Source organism: Pseudomonas sp. GGS8 (assembly GCF_024168645.1).
In the GTDB taxonomy this organism is placed as follows: Bacteria; Pseudomonadota; Gammaproteobacteria; order Pseudomonadales; family Pseudomonadaceae; genus Aquipseudomonas.
In genome coordinates, this window is the sequence record NZ_JALJWF010000001.1 from 4279843 (window position 1) to 4296067 (window position 16225).

The following is a 16225-nucleotide window of genomic DNA, read 5'->3' on the forward strand; positions in this document are numbered from 1 at the left end:
CCAGCGGGGGCAAGCCCCCTCGCCACAGGGTATCAAGCCGAGTGACGCACCATGTCCACATGGGGAATCCCGGCTTCCAGGAATTCCTCACTGACCATGCTGAAACCCAAGCGCTCATAGAACGCCGTGGCCTGCACTTGCGCGCTCAGCATTTGCTGCTTCAGCCCGCGCTTCTCGGCTTCACCGATCACCGCTTGCATTAGCGCATCGCCAACCTTCAAGCCACGCCAGTCTTTGAGTACCGACACCCGGCCGATGTGGCCATCGGGCAACAGGCGGGCGGTGCCGATCGGAAAGTCGCCCTCGAAGGCCAGAAAATGCACCGCCGTGGCGTCATCGGCATCCCACTCCAGCTCAGGCGGAACGGATTGCTCGGCGACGAATACCGCTTCACGAATGCGCCGGATCTCGGCGTTGTCCTTTTGCCAGTCTGCGACACGTACGTGAATCTTATTCATCGGCAAACCCCAGGCTGCCCTGCTTGACCAGTTCGCACAGCAGGCCACGGCCGTCTTCGTCGTTCAGCCATGAGCCGAGGTTGTCGACATGCAGGGCATCGGCGGCACAGATCATTTTCAGCAGCTCGCGCAGTTTGCCTGGCAGGTAACGGCTCTGGCCGCTGGCGAACAGCAGCAGGTCATCGTCGACTTCCGACCAGGCCAGTCGTGCGCTCGGATTGCGGATCAGCACGGCGCCTTCTTCGAGCGCGCTGAGGAAGTCTTGCTCTTCGACTTCTTCCGGGCCGACCACCAGTTCCGGATAGCGCGGCTCGGTCATGAATTGGCCGAACCAAGTCAGCAGCAGGCGCTCGTCGCTCATGTGCTCGGCCAGCAGGCTTTTCAGGCGATCGAGGGCGTCGTGCTGGATCTGATGAGGATCGACCGCCGGCAGGGCGTCGGCGTCGGTGTAGCGCTCTTCGTCCGTCAGGAACTGGCTGAGGAAGTCGGTGAAGTGGGTCAACACTTCAGCGGCGCTCGGGGCGCGGAAGCCGACCGAGTAGGTCATGCAATCATCGACAGCCACACCAGAATGAGCCAGGCGCGGCGGCAGGTAGAGCATGTCGCCCGGTTCCAGCACCCACTCATCGGTGGCTTCGAAATCGGCGAGGATGCGCAGGTCGGCGTGTTGCAGCAGCGGGCTCTCGGAATCGCACATCTGGCCGATTTTCCAGTTGCGCTTGCCGTGGCCTTGCAGCAGGAACACGTCGTAGTTATCGAAGTGCGGACCGACGCTACCACCCGGGGCGGCGAAGCTGATCATCACGTCGTCGACGCGCCAGCTCGGCAGAAAACGGAAGTTTTCCAGCAGTTCGGCAACTTCCGGCACGAATTGGTCGACGGCTTGTACCAGCAGGGTCCATTCGCGTTCCGGCAGTTTGCTGAATTCGTCTTCGGCGAACGGGCCGCGGCGCAATTCCCAAGGTCGCTCGCCGTGCTCGATCACCAGGCGCGATTCGACTTCTTCTTCCAGCGCCAGGCCGGCCAGTTCGTCTGCGTCGATCGGACTTTCGAAATCAGGAATCGCCTGACGGATCAGCAGCGGTTTTTTCTGCCAGTAGTCGCGCAGGAATTCCCGTGCCGTGATGCCGCCCAGAAGTTGAAGAGGAATGTCAGGATTCATGTGTAACCTATTGAAAAAAAGCACTTTTCAGACGGGAATAAAAACGCCCGGCGCTGCCGGGCGTCTCAAACGGGTAGAGCGGTCGATCAGATGCGTTTGGCTTGTGCTACAGCGTTGCCGATGTAGTTGGCCGGGGTGAGCAGTTTCAGCTCAGCCTTGGCGGCAGCTGGCATGTCCAGGCCGTCGATGAAGGTTTGCAGCGCTTCAGGGCTGATGCCTTTGCCGCGAGTCAGCTCTTTGAGCTTCTCGTACGGGTTCTCGATGTTGTAGCGACGCATCACGGTCTGGATTGGCTCGGCCAATACTTCCCAGCACGCGTCCAGGTCAGCGGCAATCTTTTGCTCGTTGAGCTCCAGTTTGCTGATGCCCTTGAGGCTGGCTTCGTACGCGATCACGCTGTGGGCGAAGCCGACACCGAGGTTGCGCAGTACGGTGGAGTCGGTCAGGTCACGCTGCCAGCGGGAGATTGGCAGTTTGCTCGCCAGGTGCTGGAGCAGTGCGTTGGCGATGCCCAGGTTGCCTTCGGAGTTTTCGAAGTCGATCGGGTTGACCTTGTGCGGCATGGTCGAGGAACCGATTTCGCCAGCGATGGTGCGCTGTTTGAAATAACCCAGGGAGATGTAGCCCCAGATGTCGCGGTCGAAGTCGATCAGGATGGTGTTGAAGCGCGCGATCGCGTCGAACAGCTCGGCGATGTAGTCGTGCGGTTCGATCTGCGTGGTGTACGGGTTGAAGCCCAGGCCCAGCTCGTCTTCGATGAAGGCGCGGGCGTTGGCTTCCCAGTCGATCTCAGGGTAGGCCGACAGGTGAGCGTTGTAGTTGCCGACGGCGCCGTTGATCTTGCCCAGCAGCGGAACGGCGGCGACTTGAGCGATCTGACGCTCCAGGCGGTAAACCACGTTCGCCAGCTCTTTGCCCAAGGTAGTCGGCGATGCCGGTTGACCGTGGGTGCGCGACAGCATCGGCACATCAGCGAAGCGGATGGCCAGTTCGCGGATGGCGTTGGCGGTCTGGCGCATCAGCGGCAGCATTACGTCATCACGGCCTTCACGCAGCATCAGGGCGTGGGACAGGTTGTTGATGTCCTCGCTGGTGCAGGCAAAGTGGATGAACTCGCTGACCTTGGCCAGTTCCGGCAGCTTGGCCGCCTGCTCTTTGAGCAGGTATTCAATGGCTTTGACGTCGTGATTGGTGGTGCGCTCGATCTCTTTGACGCGCTCGGCGTGCTCCAGAGAGAAGTTTTCCGCCAGGGTGTTCAACACCGCGTTGGCTTCGGCGGAGAACGCCGGCACTTCGCTGATGGCAGGGTGAGCGGCCAGGCGCTGGAGCCAGCGCACTTCAACCAGAACGCGAGCACGGATCAAGCCGTATTCGCTGAAAATTGGGCGCAGGGCCTGGGTTTTGCCGGCGTAGCGGCCGTCAACAGGGGAAACCGCAGTGAGCGAAGAGAGCTGCATGGGGTGTTCTCGGACAGTCGGGCAACGAAATGGGGCGCGTATCATACATGAAAAAAATCCGCAGGTCCGTTGCCAACTGACCGGCGTATTACGCGTTACTGACTACAAAACGGTATTGCAGGCGCGGTTCAGCTGCTGCGCATCAGCGGGTAAAGCTCTTTAAGCAACTTGCGTCGGCTGATCACCAACTGCCAGCGATGACCGCCCAACTGCCGCCACAGGCGTGCCGAACGAATCCCGGCCAGCAACAGCGCGCGGATTTTCGAGGCATTGCTCGGTTGCTGCAGGTTACGCATGTCACCATGCACCTGAATCCGTTGGCGCAAGGTGCTCAGGGTGTCCTGGTACAGCGCACCGCAAGCGGCGATCACGTTTTCGTGAGCCGGGCCGAAGTGTTCGACCTGGGACTGAATCTGCGGCAGGCGCTTGCCGATTACGTCCAGCATGTCATTACGCTTGGCCAGTTGGCGCTCCAGCCCCAGCATCGCCAGGGCGTAGCGTAGCGGTTCGCGCTGAAGGGTGCTGGGGTCGCGTTCCAGGGCGCCGATCAAGGCGCGATAGCCTTCGCGCAAATTGATGTCGTCGCCGCCGTACACTTCCAGAGTGTCCTTAGGGTCGCGAATCAACAGGCTGCCAAGCATGCAAGTCAGGCCGGCTTCGTTGGTCTGGCCGGTTTTAGCGATCTTGTCGACCAGTACGGCGGCGAGAAACACGCCGCCCAGGGCCGTCAGTTGCTCCTGAGTCGGGCTCATGAACGCTGACCCTTGCTGGTCCAGGGCTCGGCGACTTCGATCACGCCGCCGCCGAGGCAGATTTCACCGTCGTAGAACACCACGGATTGACCTGGGGTGACCGCGCGTTGCGGGTCATCAAAGGTGGCGCGGTAGCCGGTGGCGGTCTTTTCCAGCGTGCAAGGCTGGTCGCTTTGGCGATAGCGCACTTTGGCGGTCAGCTTGCGCGGCTCGGTCAAATCGATCGGGTTGACCCAATAGATATCCGAGGCGAGCAGGGCGCGGGAGAACAGCCACGGGTGGTCATTGCCCTGGCCAACGATCAACTCGTTGTGTTCCAGGTCCTTGATCAGCACGTACCACGGCTCTTCACCGGCGTCTTTCAGGCCGCCGATGCCCAGGCCCTGGCGCTGGCCGATTGTGTGGTACATCAAGCCATGGTGGCGGCCGATGACTTCACCTTCGGTGGTTTTGATCTCGCCGGGCTGGGCTGGCAGGTATTGTTTGAGGAAATCGCTGAAGCGGCGCTCGCCGATAAAGCAAATCCCGGTGGAATCCTTTTTCTTCGCGGTGGCCAGGTCGTGTTTCTCGGCGATCGCGCGCACTTGCGGTTTTTCCAGCTCGCCGACCGGGAACAGCGTCTTGGCGATCTGTTCGCCGCCGACGGCGTGCAGGAAATAGCTCTGGTCCTTGTTCGGATCCAGGCCTTTGAGCAGTTCGGTGCGACCATCGATGTCGCGGCGACGCACGTAGTGGCCGGTGGCGATCAGGTCGGCGCCGAGCATCATGGCGTAGTCGAGGAACGCCTTGAACTTGATCTCTCGGTTGCACAGGATGTCCGGGTTCGGCGTGCGGCCGGCCTTGTATTCGGCCAGGAAGTGCTCGAACACGTTGTCCCAGTACTCGGCGGCGAAGTTGGCGGTGTGCAGCTTGATGCCAATCTTGTCGCAAACGGCCTGCGCGTCCGCCAGGTCATCCATGGCGGTGCAGTATTCCGTTCCATCGTCTTCTTCCCAGTTCTTCATGAACAGACCTTCCACCTCATAACCCTGCTCGATCAGCAGGAGAGCGGAAACGGAAGAGTCCACGCCGCCGGACATACCGACAATGACGCGCTTCTTTTGTGTGGCAGAAGGGGCTGGATCACGCATAGGGATTTAATGAGTGTCTTGAAAAAGGACGCGATTCTAGCAGGCTCAAGCCTGCAAGGCTAAAGAGAAGGGCGGATCAGCTCGAGGCTGAAGTGTTTACCGTCCAGATAATCATCAATGCAGCGGATGATCAGCTCACTGCGCCAGTTTGCGCGCTGTTGCAGCAGTTCGTCACGCGTTAGCCATTTCGCGCCGACAATACCGTCGTCCAATTGATAATCCGGGTGGTGCTGGACAGGTTTCGCGCTGAAGCAGACCCGCTGATAGGTCACGCCATTGCTCGGCGCAGTGTAGAGGTAAATACCTATGACACCGGTCGGCTCGACGTCCCAGCCAGTTTCTTCGAGGGTTTCGCGTACGGCGGCCTCGATCAGGGTTTCGTCCGGGTCCAGATGGCCGGCCGGCTGGTTGAGTACCGTTCGTCCGTGCTTGGATTCTTCGACCATCAGGAAGCGGCCGTTTTCTTCGACGATGGTGGCGACGGTGATGTGGGGTAACCAATCCATGAAGCTTCCTCGAGTTTTGAATATTGAAATAAGGTTCCTGTGGGAGCTGGCTTGTCGGATCGCCGCACCGCTGCGATTGCGGTGGGTCAGTCGAAATCAATGGTGAATGATAAACCGCTATCGCAGGCAAGCCAGCTCCCACAGGGTCGGGTTCTGACCGATAAGTATGTGTGAGCGCCAGAAACACAAACCCCGGCACATGGCCGGGGTTTGTGACGTTCCTTTACAACCTTAAACCAGCGCAGCGATCGCGGCGTTGAAGGTGTTGCTCGGGCGCATGGCCTTGCTGATCAGCTCGGCATTGGCGTGGTAGTAACCGCCGATGTCCACTGGCTTGCCCTGAACGGCATTGAGCTCGGCAACGATGGTTGCTTCGTTCGCGGTCAGGGTTTTGGCCAGCTCGCCGAACTGCGCTTGCAGTGCGGCGTCTTCGGTCTGGGCGGCCAGGGCCTGAGCCCAGTACAGCGCCAGGTAGAAGTGGCTGCCGCGGTTGTCGATGTTGCCGACTTTGCGCGATGGCGACTTGTTGTTGTCCAGGAACTGGCCAGTGGCCTGATCCAGGGTCTTGGCCAGCACCAGCGCTTTAGGGTTGTTGTAGGTAACACCCAAGTGCTCGAGGGAAGCAGCCAGGGCCAGGAACTCGCCCAGGGAATCCCAGCGCAGGAAGTTTTCTTCCAGCAGCTGTTGAACGTGCTTCGGTGCCGAACCGCCAGCGCCGGTTTCGAACAGACCGCCGCCGTTCATCAGCGGCACGATCGACAGCATCTTGGCGCTGGTGCCCAGTTCCATGATCGGGAACAGGTCGGTCAGGTAGTCGCGCAGTACGTTGCCGGTCACCGAAATGGTGTCCTTGCCTTCGCGAGTGCGTTGCAGGGTGAACTTCATCGCGTCGACTGGCGACATGATGCGGATGTCCAGACCGGAAGTGTCGTGATCCTTCAGGTAAGCCTGAACTTTCTCGATCACTACGCCATCGTGAGCGCGCATCGGGTCCAGCCAGAAAATCGCTGGAGTGCTGCTTGCGCGAGCGCGGTTGACGGCCAGTTTGACCCAGTCCTGGATCGGCGCGTCTTTGGTCTGACACATGCGGAAGATGTCGCCGGCTTCAACCGACTGCTCCAGCAGCAGGGTGCCTTTGCTGTCGGTGACACGAACAACGCCGTTGGCCTTGATCTGGAACGTCTTGTCGTGCGAGCCGTACTCTTCGGCTTTCTTCGCCATCAGGCCAACGTTTGGCACGCTGCCCATGGTGGTTGGATCGAAGGCGCCGTTTGCCTTGCAGTCTTCGATCACCGCCTGGTAGATGGTGGCGTAGCAGCGATCCGGGATCACGGCCTTGGTGTCGTGCAGCTGGCCGTCGGTGCCCCACATTTTGCCGGAGTCACGGATCATCGCCGGCATCGAGGCGTCGACGATGACGTCGCTCGGTACGTGCAGGTTGGTGATGCCTTTGTCGGAGTTGACCATGGCCAACGACGGACGAACGGCGTAGACCGCCTGGATGTCCGCTTCGATCTGCGCTTGTTGCTCTGCCGGAAGGGCTTTGATGCGAGCGTACAGGTCGCCGATGCCGTTGTTCAGGTTGAAGCCGATTTGCGCCAGCACGTCAGCGTGCTTGGCCAGTGCGTCTTTATAGAACTCGGCAACGATCTGACCGAACATGATCGGGTCGGAGACCTTCATCATGGTGGCTTTGAGGTGAACCGACAGCAGCACGCCTTTTGCTTTGGCGTCTTCGATCTCGGCTGCGATGAAGCTGCGCAGCGCGTTTTTGCTCATGACCGCGCAATCGAGGATCTCACCGGCTTGTACGGTGGTTTTTTCTTTCAGGACGGTGGCGGTGCCGTCTTGAGCGATCAGTTCGATTTTGACGGCGTCAGCGGCGTCGATCAGGGCAGCTTTTTCGCTGCCGTAGAAATCACCGGTGTTCATGTGAGCCACGTGGGACTTGGAGTCCTTGGCCCAGGCGCCCATTTTGTGCGGGTGCTTGCGTGCGTAGTTCTTGACCGACAGCGGTGCGCGACGATCGGAGTTGCCTTCGCGCAGAACCGGGTTTACGGCGCTGCCCTTGATTTTGTCGTAGCGGGCCTTGGCTTCTTTGTCGGCGTCGCTGGTGACGGTTTCCGGGTAGTCCGGCAGTGCATAGCCCTGGGCTTGCAGCTCTTTGATCGCGGCCTGCAGTTGCGGAACCGAAGCGCTGATGTTCGGCAGCTTGATGATGTTGGCTTCAGGTGTAACGGCCAGGTCGCCCAGTTCGGCGAGGTGGTCGGCTACCGCTTTGTCACCCAATTGCTCGGGGAAGCTGGCCAGAATGCGCCCTGCAAGAGAGATATCGCGGGTTTCAACGGCGATATCAGCGGAGGCGGTGAAGGCCTCTACGATAGGCAACAGTGAATAGGTGGCGAGGGCTGGGGCTTCGTCGGTGAAGGTATAGATGATCTTCGAGCGGGTGGGCATATTCGGATTAACTCTCTCTTCTTTGCTAAAGCGTGCACAGAAACTCGAGGGGCGCCGGGTAAGCGCGTTCGTTCAAAGTCATCCATGAGCCGAATGTCGAGGTTCTTTGCGGTGATGTTGGGTGCATCGGTCGAGCGTCAAGCGGGTGGACTGCGATAGCAATCCTGCTTTTTCGGGCCCAGAGTCTCGGCTACATTTCCAGTGGCAGAGAGGTCGGCCGTCGTGACTCTGTGGTCAGCGGCGGCATTATACATAGGTAGCTGGCAATCTGCCGATGGTTCATATGCAACGATTCTCGTCCATTGGTCTAAAGGTCGCAGGCGAGCTTGGGGCGTAGCCTCGTATGGTGTGCTTGAGTTTGGCGCTTTTCCCTTTGCTTTCAGGCTTGTACGTCACGAACTGCGCAGCTTTGCGGCAGATGGGCGGAACATAGGGTTTGCGCGCCGATTTAACTGGGGTACGCTCGGACGAAGCCAGATGTTCAATCCAAACAATGGAGTTCAGCATGGGATACAAGAAGATTCAGGTTCCAGCCGTCGGCGAAAAAATTACCGTCAACGCGGACCATTCTCTCAATGTTCCTAACAACCCGATCATTCCCTTCATCGAAGGCGATGGTATTGGCGTTGATATCAGCCCGGTCATGATCAAGGTTGTCGATGCTGCTGTTAAGAAGGCTTACGGCGGCGAGCGCAAAATTTCCTGGATGGAAGTCTACGCCGGGGAGAAAGCGACTCAGGTTTACGATCAGGACACCTGGCTGCCTCAGGAAACCCTGGACGCGGTCAAGGATTATGTGGTTTCCATCAAGGGGCCTCTGACTACCCCGGTTGGCGGTGGCATCCGCTCCCTGAACGTGGCGCTGCGCCAGCAACTCGACCTGTATGTGTGCCTGCGCCCGGTGCGCTGGTTCGAAGGCGTGCCGAGCCCGGTCAAGAAGCCAGGCGACGTCGACATGACCATCTTCCGCGAAAACTCGGAAGACATTTATGCCGGTATCGAATGGAAGGCCGGTTCGCCGGAAGCGACCAAGGTCATCAAGTTCCTTAAAGAAGAAATGGGCGTCACCAAGATCCGTTTCGACGAAAACTGCGGTATCGGCGTCAAGCCGGTCTCCCTGGAAGGCACCAAGCGTCTGGCGCGCAAGGCCCTGCAGTATGTGGTCGACAATGATCGCGATTCGCTGACCATCGTGCACAAAGGCAACATCATGAAGTTCACCGAAGGTGCCTTCAAGGAATGGGCCTACGAAGTGGCCGCCGAAGAGTTCGGCGCGACCCTGCTCGATGGCGGTCCGTGGATGCAGTTCAAGAACCCGAAAACCGGCAAGAATGTCATCGTCAAGGACGCCATCGCCGACGCCATGCTCCAGCAGGTCCTGCTGCGCCCGGCCGAGTACGATGTGATCGCGACCCTGAACCTCAACGGTGACTACCTCTCTGACGCCCTGGCGGCGGAAGTGGGCGGTATCGGTATCGCGCCGGGTGCGAACCTGTCCGACACCGTGGCCATGTTCGAAGCCACCCACGGCACCGCGCCAAAGTACGCCGGCAAGGATCAGGTCAACCCGGGCTCGTTGATCCTGTCCGCTGAAATGATGTTGCGTCACATGGGCTGGACCGAAGCGGCCGACTTGATCATCAAAGGCACCAATGGTGCGATTTCCGCTAAAACCGTGACTTATGACTTCGAACGCCTGATGGAGGGCGCGAAACTGCTGTCGTCTTCCGCGTTTGGTGATGCGCTCATCTCGCATATGTAAACCGATCGGCACAAAAAAACCGCCTTTTGGCGGTTTTTTATGACTGGATGACGGGTTGCGTCAGCTCGACACTGTTTCTTGCTGGATGGCAGCTGCGGTCTGTCCGATTGGGGAGGTGGCAGGCGCGATCTTTATCGCATGCAGCCCTTTGGGGCCCTGAATGATCTCGAATCTAACGATTTGCCCGGCCTTGAGGGTCTTGTAGCCATCCATCTCGATGGCCGAATAGTGGGCAAAGAAATCGATTTCTTTTCCGGTCTCGTCATGACCTTCTCTGGCGTCGGTATTAATGAAGCCGAACCCCTTGGCATTGTTGAACCATTTCACCTTACCAACTGACATACCCATATCCCTCTGCAACAGACTCCATCACTGGAGTATCATCCAGTTCATCCGCAGTCTAATCTTGCAAATAGGATTGACTCCGCGGACCTTTTTTACCCACTGTGGGCTCTATTGGTTGTAACACCGTTTTCCCGATAGTCAAGGTGACCGGGTAGTCGGAGTTGAAATCGTCGATGGGCGCCCCCACCACTGTATTTGCACAACTGACGAACCTTTCTTTCCATGCATGCAATCAGCCAGATTCGACTAACATTCAATCAGGATCGCCCTGATTTACACGACGACGATTCCGCAGGCATTGCTGTTCAGGAGGCTAAGCCTGCTTTACAGGCGCCGCCTATGTACAAGGTGGTTTTGTTCAACGATGACTACACACCGATGGATTTCGTCGTCGAAGTGCTCGAGGTGTTTTTTAACCTGAATCGCGAGCTGGCGACCAAGGTCATGCTGGCCGTTCATACAGAAGGACGGGCAGTATGTGGAGTGTTTACCCGCGACATTGCGGAGACCAAGGCCATGCAGGTCAACCAGTACGCCAGGGAAAGCCAGCATCCGCTACTCTGTGAAATCGAGAAGGACGGTTAATCGCCGACCACTTGGGTATGAGGTGAAGCTATGTTAAACCGCGAGCTCGAAGTCACCCTCAATCTAGCCTTCAAGGAGGCTCGTTCGAAGCGTCATGAATTCATGACCGTCGAACACCTGCTGCTGGCCCTATTGGATAATGAGGCTGCCGCCACCGTTTTGCGTGCCTGCGGCGCAAACCTCGACAAACTCAAGCATGATCTGCAGGAGTTCATCGACTCCACCACGCCATTGATCCCCTTGCATGACGAGGATCGTGAAACCCAGCCAACCCTGGGCTTCCAGCGTGTACTGCAACGTGCTGTCTTTCACGTACAGAGCTCGGGCAAACGCGAAGTGACTGGCGCCAACGTGCTGGTCGCGATCTTCAGTGAGCAAGAGAGTCAGGCCGTGTTTCTGCTGAAACAGCAGAGCGTTGCGCGTATCGATGTCGTCAACTACATCGCCCACGGCATCTCCAAGGTGCCAGGGCATGGCGATCACTCTGAAGGTGAACAAGATATGCAGGACGACGAGGGCGGTGAGTCTTCTTCTTCAGGCAATCCTCTGGATGCTTATGCCAGCAACCTCAACGAACTCGCGCGCCAGGGCCGTATCGATCCATTGGTCGGTCGTGAGCTCGAAGTCGAGCGCGTCGCGCAGATCCTGGCGCGTCGTCGCAAAAACAACCCATTGCTGGTGGGCGAGGCAGGCGTGGGTAAAACCGCGATTGCCGAAGGCCTGGCCAAGCGCATTGTCGACAACCAAGTCCCGGACCTGCTGGCCAACAGCGTGGTGTACTCCCTCGATCTGGGGGCCTTGCTGGCCGGAACCAAATACCGCGGCGATTTCGAGAAGCGCTTCAAGGCGTTGCTCAATGAGCTGAAAAAACGTCCGCAGGCGATCCTGTTCATCGACGAGATCCACACCATTATCGGGGCGGGTGCTGCGTCCGGTGGCGTCATGGATGCTTCGAACCTGCTCAAGCCACTGCTGTCGTCGGGCGATATCCGTTGCATCGGTTCGACCACGTTCCAGGAATTCCGCGGGATCTTCGAGAAGGACCGTGCTTTGGCCCGGCGCTTCCAGAAGGTCGATGTGTCGGAACCTTCGGTGGAAGACACCATCGGTATCCTGCGCGGTCTGAAAGGGCGTTTCGAGCTCCATCACAATATCGAATACAGTGATGAAGCCCTGCGCGCCGCTGCCGAACTGGCCTCGCGTTACATCAATGACCGGCACATGCCGGACAAGGCCATCGACGTCATCGACGAGGCGGGTGCCTACCAGCGTCTGCAGCCGATCGAGAAACGCGTGAAGCGCATCGAAGTGCCTCAGGTCGAGGATATCGTTGCGAAAATCGCGCGGATTCCGCCAAAACACGTCACCAGTTCCGACAAAGAGCTGCTGCGTAACCTTGAGCGTGACCTGAAGCTCACGGTGTTCGGCCAGGATGCGGCGATCGACTCACTGTCGACCGCGATCAAACTGTCCCGTGCCGGCCTCAAATCGCCTGACAAGCCCGTCGGTTCGTTCCTGTTCGCAGGCCCGACCGGCGTCGGTAAAACCGAAGCTGCACGGCAACTGGCCAAGGCGTTGGGGGTCGAGCTGGTTCGCTTCGACATGTCCGAGTACATGGAGCGCCACACCGTATCGCGTCTGATCGGTGCGCCTCCAGGCTATGTCGGGTTCGACCAGGGCGGTCTGCTGACCGAAGCCATCACTAAGCAACCTCACTGCGTGCTGTTGCTCGATGAGATCGAGAAGGCGCATCCGGAAGTCTTCAACCTGCTGTTGCAGGTCATGGATCACGGTACGCTGACCGATAACAACGGGCGCAAGGCGGACTTCCGTAACGTGATCGTCATCATGACGACCAACGCCGGTGCCGAAACCGCAGCGCGTGCTTCGATCGGTTTCACCTATCAGGACCACTCGTCCGATGCGATGGAAGTGATCAAGAAGAGCTTCACGCCAGAGTTCCGCAACCGTCTGGACACCATTATCCAGTTTGGTCGCCTCAGTCATGAGGTCATCAAAAGCGTGGTGGACAAGTTCCTTACCGAGCTTCAGGCGCAACTGGAAGACAAGCGAGTGCAGTTGGAAGTCACCGATGCTGCGCGTAGTTGGCTGGCAGAGAGTGGCTACGATACAGCGATGGGGGCTCGACCAATGGCGCGTTTGATTCAGGACAAGATCAAGCGTCCGCTGGCGGAAGAGATTCTCTTTGGCGAACTGGCCGACCATGGCGGTGTGGTTCACATCGATCTCAAGGATGGTGAACTGACCTTCGAGTTCGAGACCACGGCTGAAATGGCCTGACGTTAACCGCAACAAAGCAAAAGGCGCCGAAAGGCGCCTTTTTGCTGTCTGATCGATTTCAAGCGATAAACACCAAGCCCTGTGGGAGCTGGCTTGCCCGCGAAGGCGGCGGCACCATCGCTATCGCGGGCAAGCCTGCTCCCACAGGATCTGTGCAACGGCTCGAAATGTGGCAACTAATTCACGCGCAAACAAAAACGCCCGGCATAGCCGGGCGTTTTGTATTGACTTGATTAGCGAGCGCGGTAGGTGATGCGCCCTTTGCTCAAGTCATAGGGCGTCAGCTCGACGCGCACTTTGTCGCCGGTAAGAATACGAATGTAGTTCTTGCGCATCTTGCCGGAGATATGCGCGGTTACGACGTGCCCATTTTCCAACTCCACACGAAACATGGTGTTGGGCAGGGTGTCGACGACAGTGCCTTCCATTTCGAAGCTGTCTTCTTTCGACATGCAGTAAAGCCCTCGGTGTCCAATGAATGGCCCGGTGCAACTGCGCCAGGCAAAAGCGGCGTGCATTGTGCCCGAAAAGAGGGGTTTAAGCCAAGGGGTTCTAGTTCAGGATGACCCAACGTTGATTAATCAGCAGTTCGATGGGGCGATATTGGGTCTTGTAGCTCATTTTTTTGCAGTTCTTGATCCAGTAGCCGAGATAGACCGCTTCCAGCTCCAGGCGCCGGGCTTCGGCAATCTGCCAGAGAATCGCGTAACGACCCAGGCTGCGACGCTCCTCGTTGGGCTCGTAGAAGGTGTAGACCGCTGACAGACCGTTGGGCAGCAAGTCGGTGACGGCCACCGCCACCAGTCGGCCTTCGAGACGAAATTCGTAGAAGCGGGAGAACGGCAGGTCACGGACCAGGAAGGTCGAGAACTGGTCACGACTCGGCGGATACATATCGCCGTCGGCATGGCGTTGTTCGATGTAGCGCTGATAGAGGTCGAAATACTCTTCGCTGAACTTTGGCCGGGCCGGGCGTACCTGCAAGTCGGCATTGCGTTTGAGAATGCGTTTCTGCTGACGGTTGGGGGTAAATTGCGCCACAGGAATGCGCGCCGGTACGCAGGCATTGCAGTTCTGGCAATGCGGCCGGTAGAGATGATCGCCACTGCGACGAAAGCCCATTTCCGACAGATCTGCGTAGACATGCACATCCATGGGCTGACTAGGATCGAGGAACAGCGTAGTGGCCTGCTCCTCGGGCAGATAACTGCAAGAGTGGGGCTGAGTGGCATAGAACTTCAAACGCGCCAACTCGGTCATGATCAACCCTCGGGATAAACTTTTGATAAGGGGGCGTTCTCAATCAGTCTCCCCGCATTAAGTGTAAGCCACACGCGCCAATGTCGCTCAGCAAACCCAGGTGGCACGACTGGGTTGATCCAGGTGCCGCGCAAGGTAGCCGGCAAACTCGCTGCGGGGAATCGCTCGGGCGCCCAGGCTGTGCAGATGATCGGTAGGCATCTGGCAGTCAATCAGCGCAAAACCTGAGTCTTTCAGATGTCGCACCAGTGTGGAAAAGCCATATTTAGAGGCGTTGTCGGCGCGACTGAACATCGACTCGCCGAAAAACAGCTGCCCCATCGCCAGGCCGTAGAGCCCGCCGACCAGCACGCCATCGTCCCAGACTTCCACCGAATGGGCGTAGCCGCGTCGGTGCAGTTCGACGTAGGCGTCCTGCATCGCTTGGGTGATCCAGGTGCCGTCGGCGTACTCACGCGGCGCGGCACAGGCGCGGATGACCGAGACAAAATCCCGATCGAAGGTCACTTGATAGCGTTGTTGGCGCAGCAGTTTGTTCAGGCTGCGGGAGACATGCAGTTCGTCGGGAAACAGTACCGTGCGCGGATCCGGCGACCACCAGAGAATCGGTTGGCCTTCCGAGAACCACGGAAAACAGCCATGGCGATACGCCTGAATCAGGCGGTCGGCAGACAGATCGCCGCCCGCGGCCAGCAACCCGTTGGGGTCGCGCATGGCTTTTTCCAGTGGTGGAAAGGTCAGGGTGTTGCGTTGTAACCAAGTCAGCATGGCATCCGGGCTTGCAGAAGGGGAGGGCGGTGGCGGGTCGGTGAGCCCGCCTGATAGAAGGTTAACCGTCAAACACCGGGAATGTCATCGAGATACTTTTCGGCGTCCAGTGCGGCCATGCAACCGGCCCCGGCGGATGTCACCGCTTGGCGGTAAACGTGGTCGGCTACATCGCCTGCCGCGAACACGCCCTGGATAGCGGTGGCGGTGGCGTCGCCTTCGCTGCCGCCCTTGACCAGCAGGTAGCCGTTGCGCATCTGCAGCTGGCCCTGGAACAGGTCGGTGTTGGGTTTGTGGCCGATGGCGATGAACACGCCGGCCAGTGACAGTTCAGCGGTTTCGCCGGTATGGCTGTGACGCAGGCGGGCGCCGGTCACGCCGCTGGCGTCACCCAGTATTTCGTCCAGGTTCTGGTTCCAGTGCAGGCGGATATTGCCGTTGGCGGCTTTTTCGAAGAGCTTGTCCTGCAGGATCTTCTCCGAACGCAGTTTGTCGCGACGGTGAATTAGATGAACCTCCTTGGCGATATTCGACAAGTACAGGGCTTCTTCGACCGCGGTGTTGCCGCCGCCGACCACCGCGACCACCTGGTTGCGATAGAAGAAACCATCGCAGGTGGCGCAGGCCGAAACCCCTTTGCCGGCAAAGGCTTCTTCCGATGGCAGCCCCAGGTATTGGGCCGAAGCGCCGGTGGCGATAATCAGCGCATCGCAGGTGTAGGTGCCGCTGTCGCCGATGAGCTCGAACGGGCGCTGTTGCAACTTGGCGGTATGGATGTGGTCGTAAACGATCTCGGTGTCGAAGCGTTCGGCGTGTTTCTGCATGCGTTCCATCAGCACCGGCCCGGTCAGGCCTTCGACGTCGCCGGGCCAGTTGTCGACTTCGACGGTGGTGGTCAGCTGGCCACCGGCCTGTATGCCGGTAATGACAACGGGTTTGAGGTTGGCGCGAGCGGCATAAACGGCTGCGCTGTAACCGGCAGGGCCGGAACCCAGAATGATCAGGCGGGAATGCTTCGCTTCACTCATAAAAACACCTCATAAGCCTTTGTCACAAAAGAGAATGCATGCTCAAATTGGACGGCGCGTATTGTGCTGTTGGCTATGCTGGAGCCAAGGGTCTCAAGCATGGCATTGGGCGAACAAACCCGTACAATGCCCGCTTGTAACAGTGTTTGTATCAAAAAAGCGCTGCGTGCCGTATTTCGAAAAGCCGGGGCACAGTGTTAAAAGTAGTCCCGGTTGGGACTGTTAACTTTTTTACCTGCCTGGATTGGGCAGTT

15 protein-coding genes are annotated in these 16225 nt (G+C 58.6%); 3 read left to right on the forward strand and 12 right to left on the reverse strand.

Annotation, left to right across the window (positions count from 1 at the left end):
- Positions 1-32 precede the first annotated feature (32 nt).
- The 7 genes from J3D54_RS19280 to J3D54_RS19310 all read right to left on the reverse strand — a co-directional run bounded on the left by J3D54_RS19280 (position 33) and on the right by J3D54_RS19310 (position 7922).
- Positions 33-458, reverse strand: coding sequence for a GNAT family N-acetyltransferase (locus J3D54_RS19280; protein WP_253421549.1), 426 nt, complete (start codon positions 456-458; stop codon positions 33-35).
- On the reverse strand, positions 451-1620 hold the full coding sequence (locus tag J3D54_RS19285) for a cupin domain-containing protein (RefSeq protein ID WP_253421552.1): 1170 nt from the start codon (positions 1618-1620) through the stop codon (positions 451-453). The genes J3D54_RS19280 and J3D54_RS19285 overlap by 8 nt, the downstream gene beginning before the upstream one ends.
- Before the next feature lie 86 nt (positions 1621-1706).
- Entirely contained in the window at positions 1707-3077 is a 1371-nt protein-coding gene (gene purB / locus J3D54_RS19290) for an adenylosuccinate lyase (RefSeq protein ID WP_253421554.1), read from the reverse strand.
- 128 nt (positions 3078-3205) lie between these two features.
- Positions 3206-3829 (reverse strand): high frequency lysogenization protein HflD, encoded by a 624-nt coding sequence (gene hflD / locus J3D54_RS19295; RefSeq protein WP_007940860.1) that lies wholly within the window; start codon positions 3827-3829, stop codon positions 3206-3208.
- Positions 3826-4959, reverse strand: coding sequence for a tRNA 2-thiouridine(34) synthase MnmA (mnmA, locus tag J3D54_RS19300; RefSeq protein ID WP_253421557.1), 1134 nt, complete (start codon positions 4957-4959; stop codon positions 3826-3828). The genes hflD and mnmA overlap by 4 nt, the downstream gene beginning before the upstream one ends.
- Positions 4960-5018: 59 nt before the next feature.
- Positions 5019-5465 (reverse strand): NUDIX hydrolase, encoded by a 447-nt coding sequence (locus tag J3D54_RS19305; protein WP_253421559.1) that lies wholly within the window; start codon positions 5463-5465, stop codon positions 5019-5021.
- A 231-nt stretch (positions 5466-5696) separates the two neighbouring features.
- Positions 5697-7922 carry an NADP-dependent isocitrate dehydrogenase gene (locus J3D54_RS19310; protein WP_253421562.1) on the reverse strand — a complete coding sequence of 742 codons (2226 nt, stop codon included), beginning with the start codon at positions 7920-7922 and terminating at the stop codon, positions 5697-5699.
- A 505-nt stretch (positions 7923-8427) separates the two neighbouring features.
- Here J3D54_RS19310 and icd point away from each other — a divergent pair.
- A complete protein-coding gene (icd, locus tag J3D54_RS19315) occupies positions 8428-9684 on the forward strand; it encodes an NADP-dependent isocitrate dehydrogenase (RefSeq protein WP_253421565.1) in 1257 nt (418 codons plus the stop codon).
- Positions 9685-9744: 60 nt separating this feature from the next.
- On the opposite strand, the gene J3D54_RS19320 is transcribed toward icd, so the two are convergent.
- Complete coding sequence (locus J3D54_RS19320; RefSeq protein WP_253421568.1) at positions 9745-10026, reverse strand: cold shock domain-containing protein; 282 nt, start codon at positions 10024-10026, stop codon at positions 9745-9747.
- A 225-nt stretch (positions 10027-10251) separates the two neighbouring features.
- Here J3D54_RS19320 and clpS point away from each other — a divergent pair, with 225 nt between their 5' ends.
- Both clpS and clpA read left to right on the forward strand, forming a co-directional pair.
- A complete protein-coding gene (gene clpS / locus J3D54_RS19325; protein WP_015094394.1) occupies positions 10252-10614 on the forward strand; it encodes an ATP-dependent Clp protease adapter ClpS in 363 nt (120 codons plus the stop codon).
- 30 nt (positions 10615-10644) lie between these two features.
- A complete protein-coding gene (gene clpA, locus J3D54_RS19330) occupies positions 10645-12915 on the forward strand; it encodes an ATP-dependent Clp protease ATP-binding subunit ClpA (RefSeq protein WP_253421571.1) in 2271 nt (756 codons plus the stop codon).
- Positions 12916-13148: 233 nt separating this feature from the next.
- Here clpA and infA read toward each other — a convergent pair whose 3' ends face one another.
- The 4 genes from infA to trxB form a co-directional block, all read right to left on the reverse strand.
- Complete coding sequence (infA, locus tag J3D54_RS19335; protein WP_002553999.1) at positions 13149-13367, reverse strand: translation initiation factor IF-1; 219 nt, start codon at positions 13365-13367, stop codon at positions 13149-13151.
- Positions 13368-13467: 100 nt separating this feature from the next.
- Positions 13468-14175: an arginyltransferase gene (locus J3D54_RS19340; RefSeq protein ID WP_253421574.1), complete on the reverse strand. Its 708-nt coding sequence runs from the start codon at positions 14173-14175 to the stop codon at positions 13468-13470.
- 87 nt (positions 14176-14262) lie between these two features.
- On the reverse strand, positions 14263-14943 hold the full coding sequence (aat, locus tag J3D54_RS19345) for a leucyl/phenylalanyl-tRNA--protein transferase (RefSeq protein WP_253421583.1): 681 nt from the start codon (positions 14941-14943) through the stop codon (positions 14263-14265).
- 68 nt (positions 14944-15011) lie between these two features.
- A complete protein-coding gene (gene trxB / locus J3D54_RS19350; RefSeq protein ID WP_018925527.1) occupies positions 15012-15971 on the reverse strand; it encodes a thioredoxin-disulfide reductase in 960 nt (319 codons plus the stop codon).
- Between the last annotated feature and the right edge of the window lie 254 nt (positions 15972-16225).

Bases quoted from the DNA above. Each gene is read 5' to 3' on its own strand.
- purB (WP_253421554.1), bottom strand. From the start codon at position 3,077: ATGCAGCTCTCTTCGCTCACTGCGGTTTCCCCTGTTGACGGCCGCTAC.
- icd (WP_253421565.1), top strand. From the start codon at position 8,428: ATGGGATACAAGAAGATTCAGGTTCCAGCCGTCGGCGAAAAAATTACC.
- clpS (WP_015094394.1), top strand. From the start codon at position 10,252: ATGCATGCAATCAGCCAGATTCGACTAACATTCAATCAGGATCGCCCT.
- trxB (WP_018925527.1), bottom strand. From the start codon at position 15,971: ATGAGTGAAGCGAAGCATTCCCGCCTGATCATTCTGGGTTCCGGCCCT.
- J3D54_RS19340 (WP_253421574.1), bottom strand. From the start codon at position 14,175: ATGACCGAGTTGGCGCGTTTGAAGTTCTATGCCACTCAGCCCCACTCT.
- J3D54_RS19285 (WP_253421552.1), bottom strand. From the start codon at position 1,620: ATGAATCCTGACATTCCTCTTCAACTTCTGGGCGGCATCACGGCACGG.
- infA (WP_002553999.1), bottom strand. From the start codon at position 13,367: ATGTCGAAAGAAGACAGCTTCGAAATGGAAGGCACTGTCGTCGACACC.
- J3D54_RS19280 (WP_253421549.1), bottom strand. From the start codon at position 458: ATGAATAAGATTCACGTACGTGTCGCAGACTGGCAAAAGGACAACGCC.
- clpA (WP_253421571.1), top strand. From the start codon at position 10,645: ATGTTAAACCGCGAGCTCGAAGTCACCCTCAATCTAGCCTTCAAGGAG.
- J3D54_RS19305 (WP_253421559.1), bottom strand. From the start codon at position 5,465: ATGGATTGGTTACCCCACATCACCGTCGCCACCATCGTCGAAGAAAAC.
- hflD (WP_007940860.1), bottom strand. From the start codon at position 3,829: ATGAGCCCGACTCAGGAGCAACTGACGGCCCTGGGCGGCGTGTTTCTC.
- J3D54_RS19310 (WP_253421562.1), bottom strand. From the start codon at position 7,922: ATGCCCACCCGCTCGAAGATCATCTATACCTTCACCGACGAAGCCCCA.
- mnmA (WP_253421557.1), bottom strand. From the start codon at position 4,959: ATGCGTGATCCAGCCCCTTCTGCCACACAAAAGAAGCGCGTCATTGTC.
- J3D54_RS19320 (WP_253421568.1), bottom strand. From the start codon at position 10,026: ATGTCAGTTGGTAAGGTGAAATGGTTCAACAATGCCAAGGGGTTCGGC.
- aat (WP_253421583.1), bottom strand. From the start codon at position 14,943: ATGCTGACTTGGTTACAACGCAACACCCTGACCTTTCCACCACTGGAA.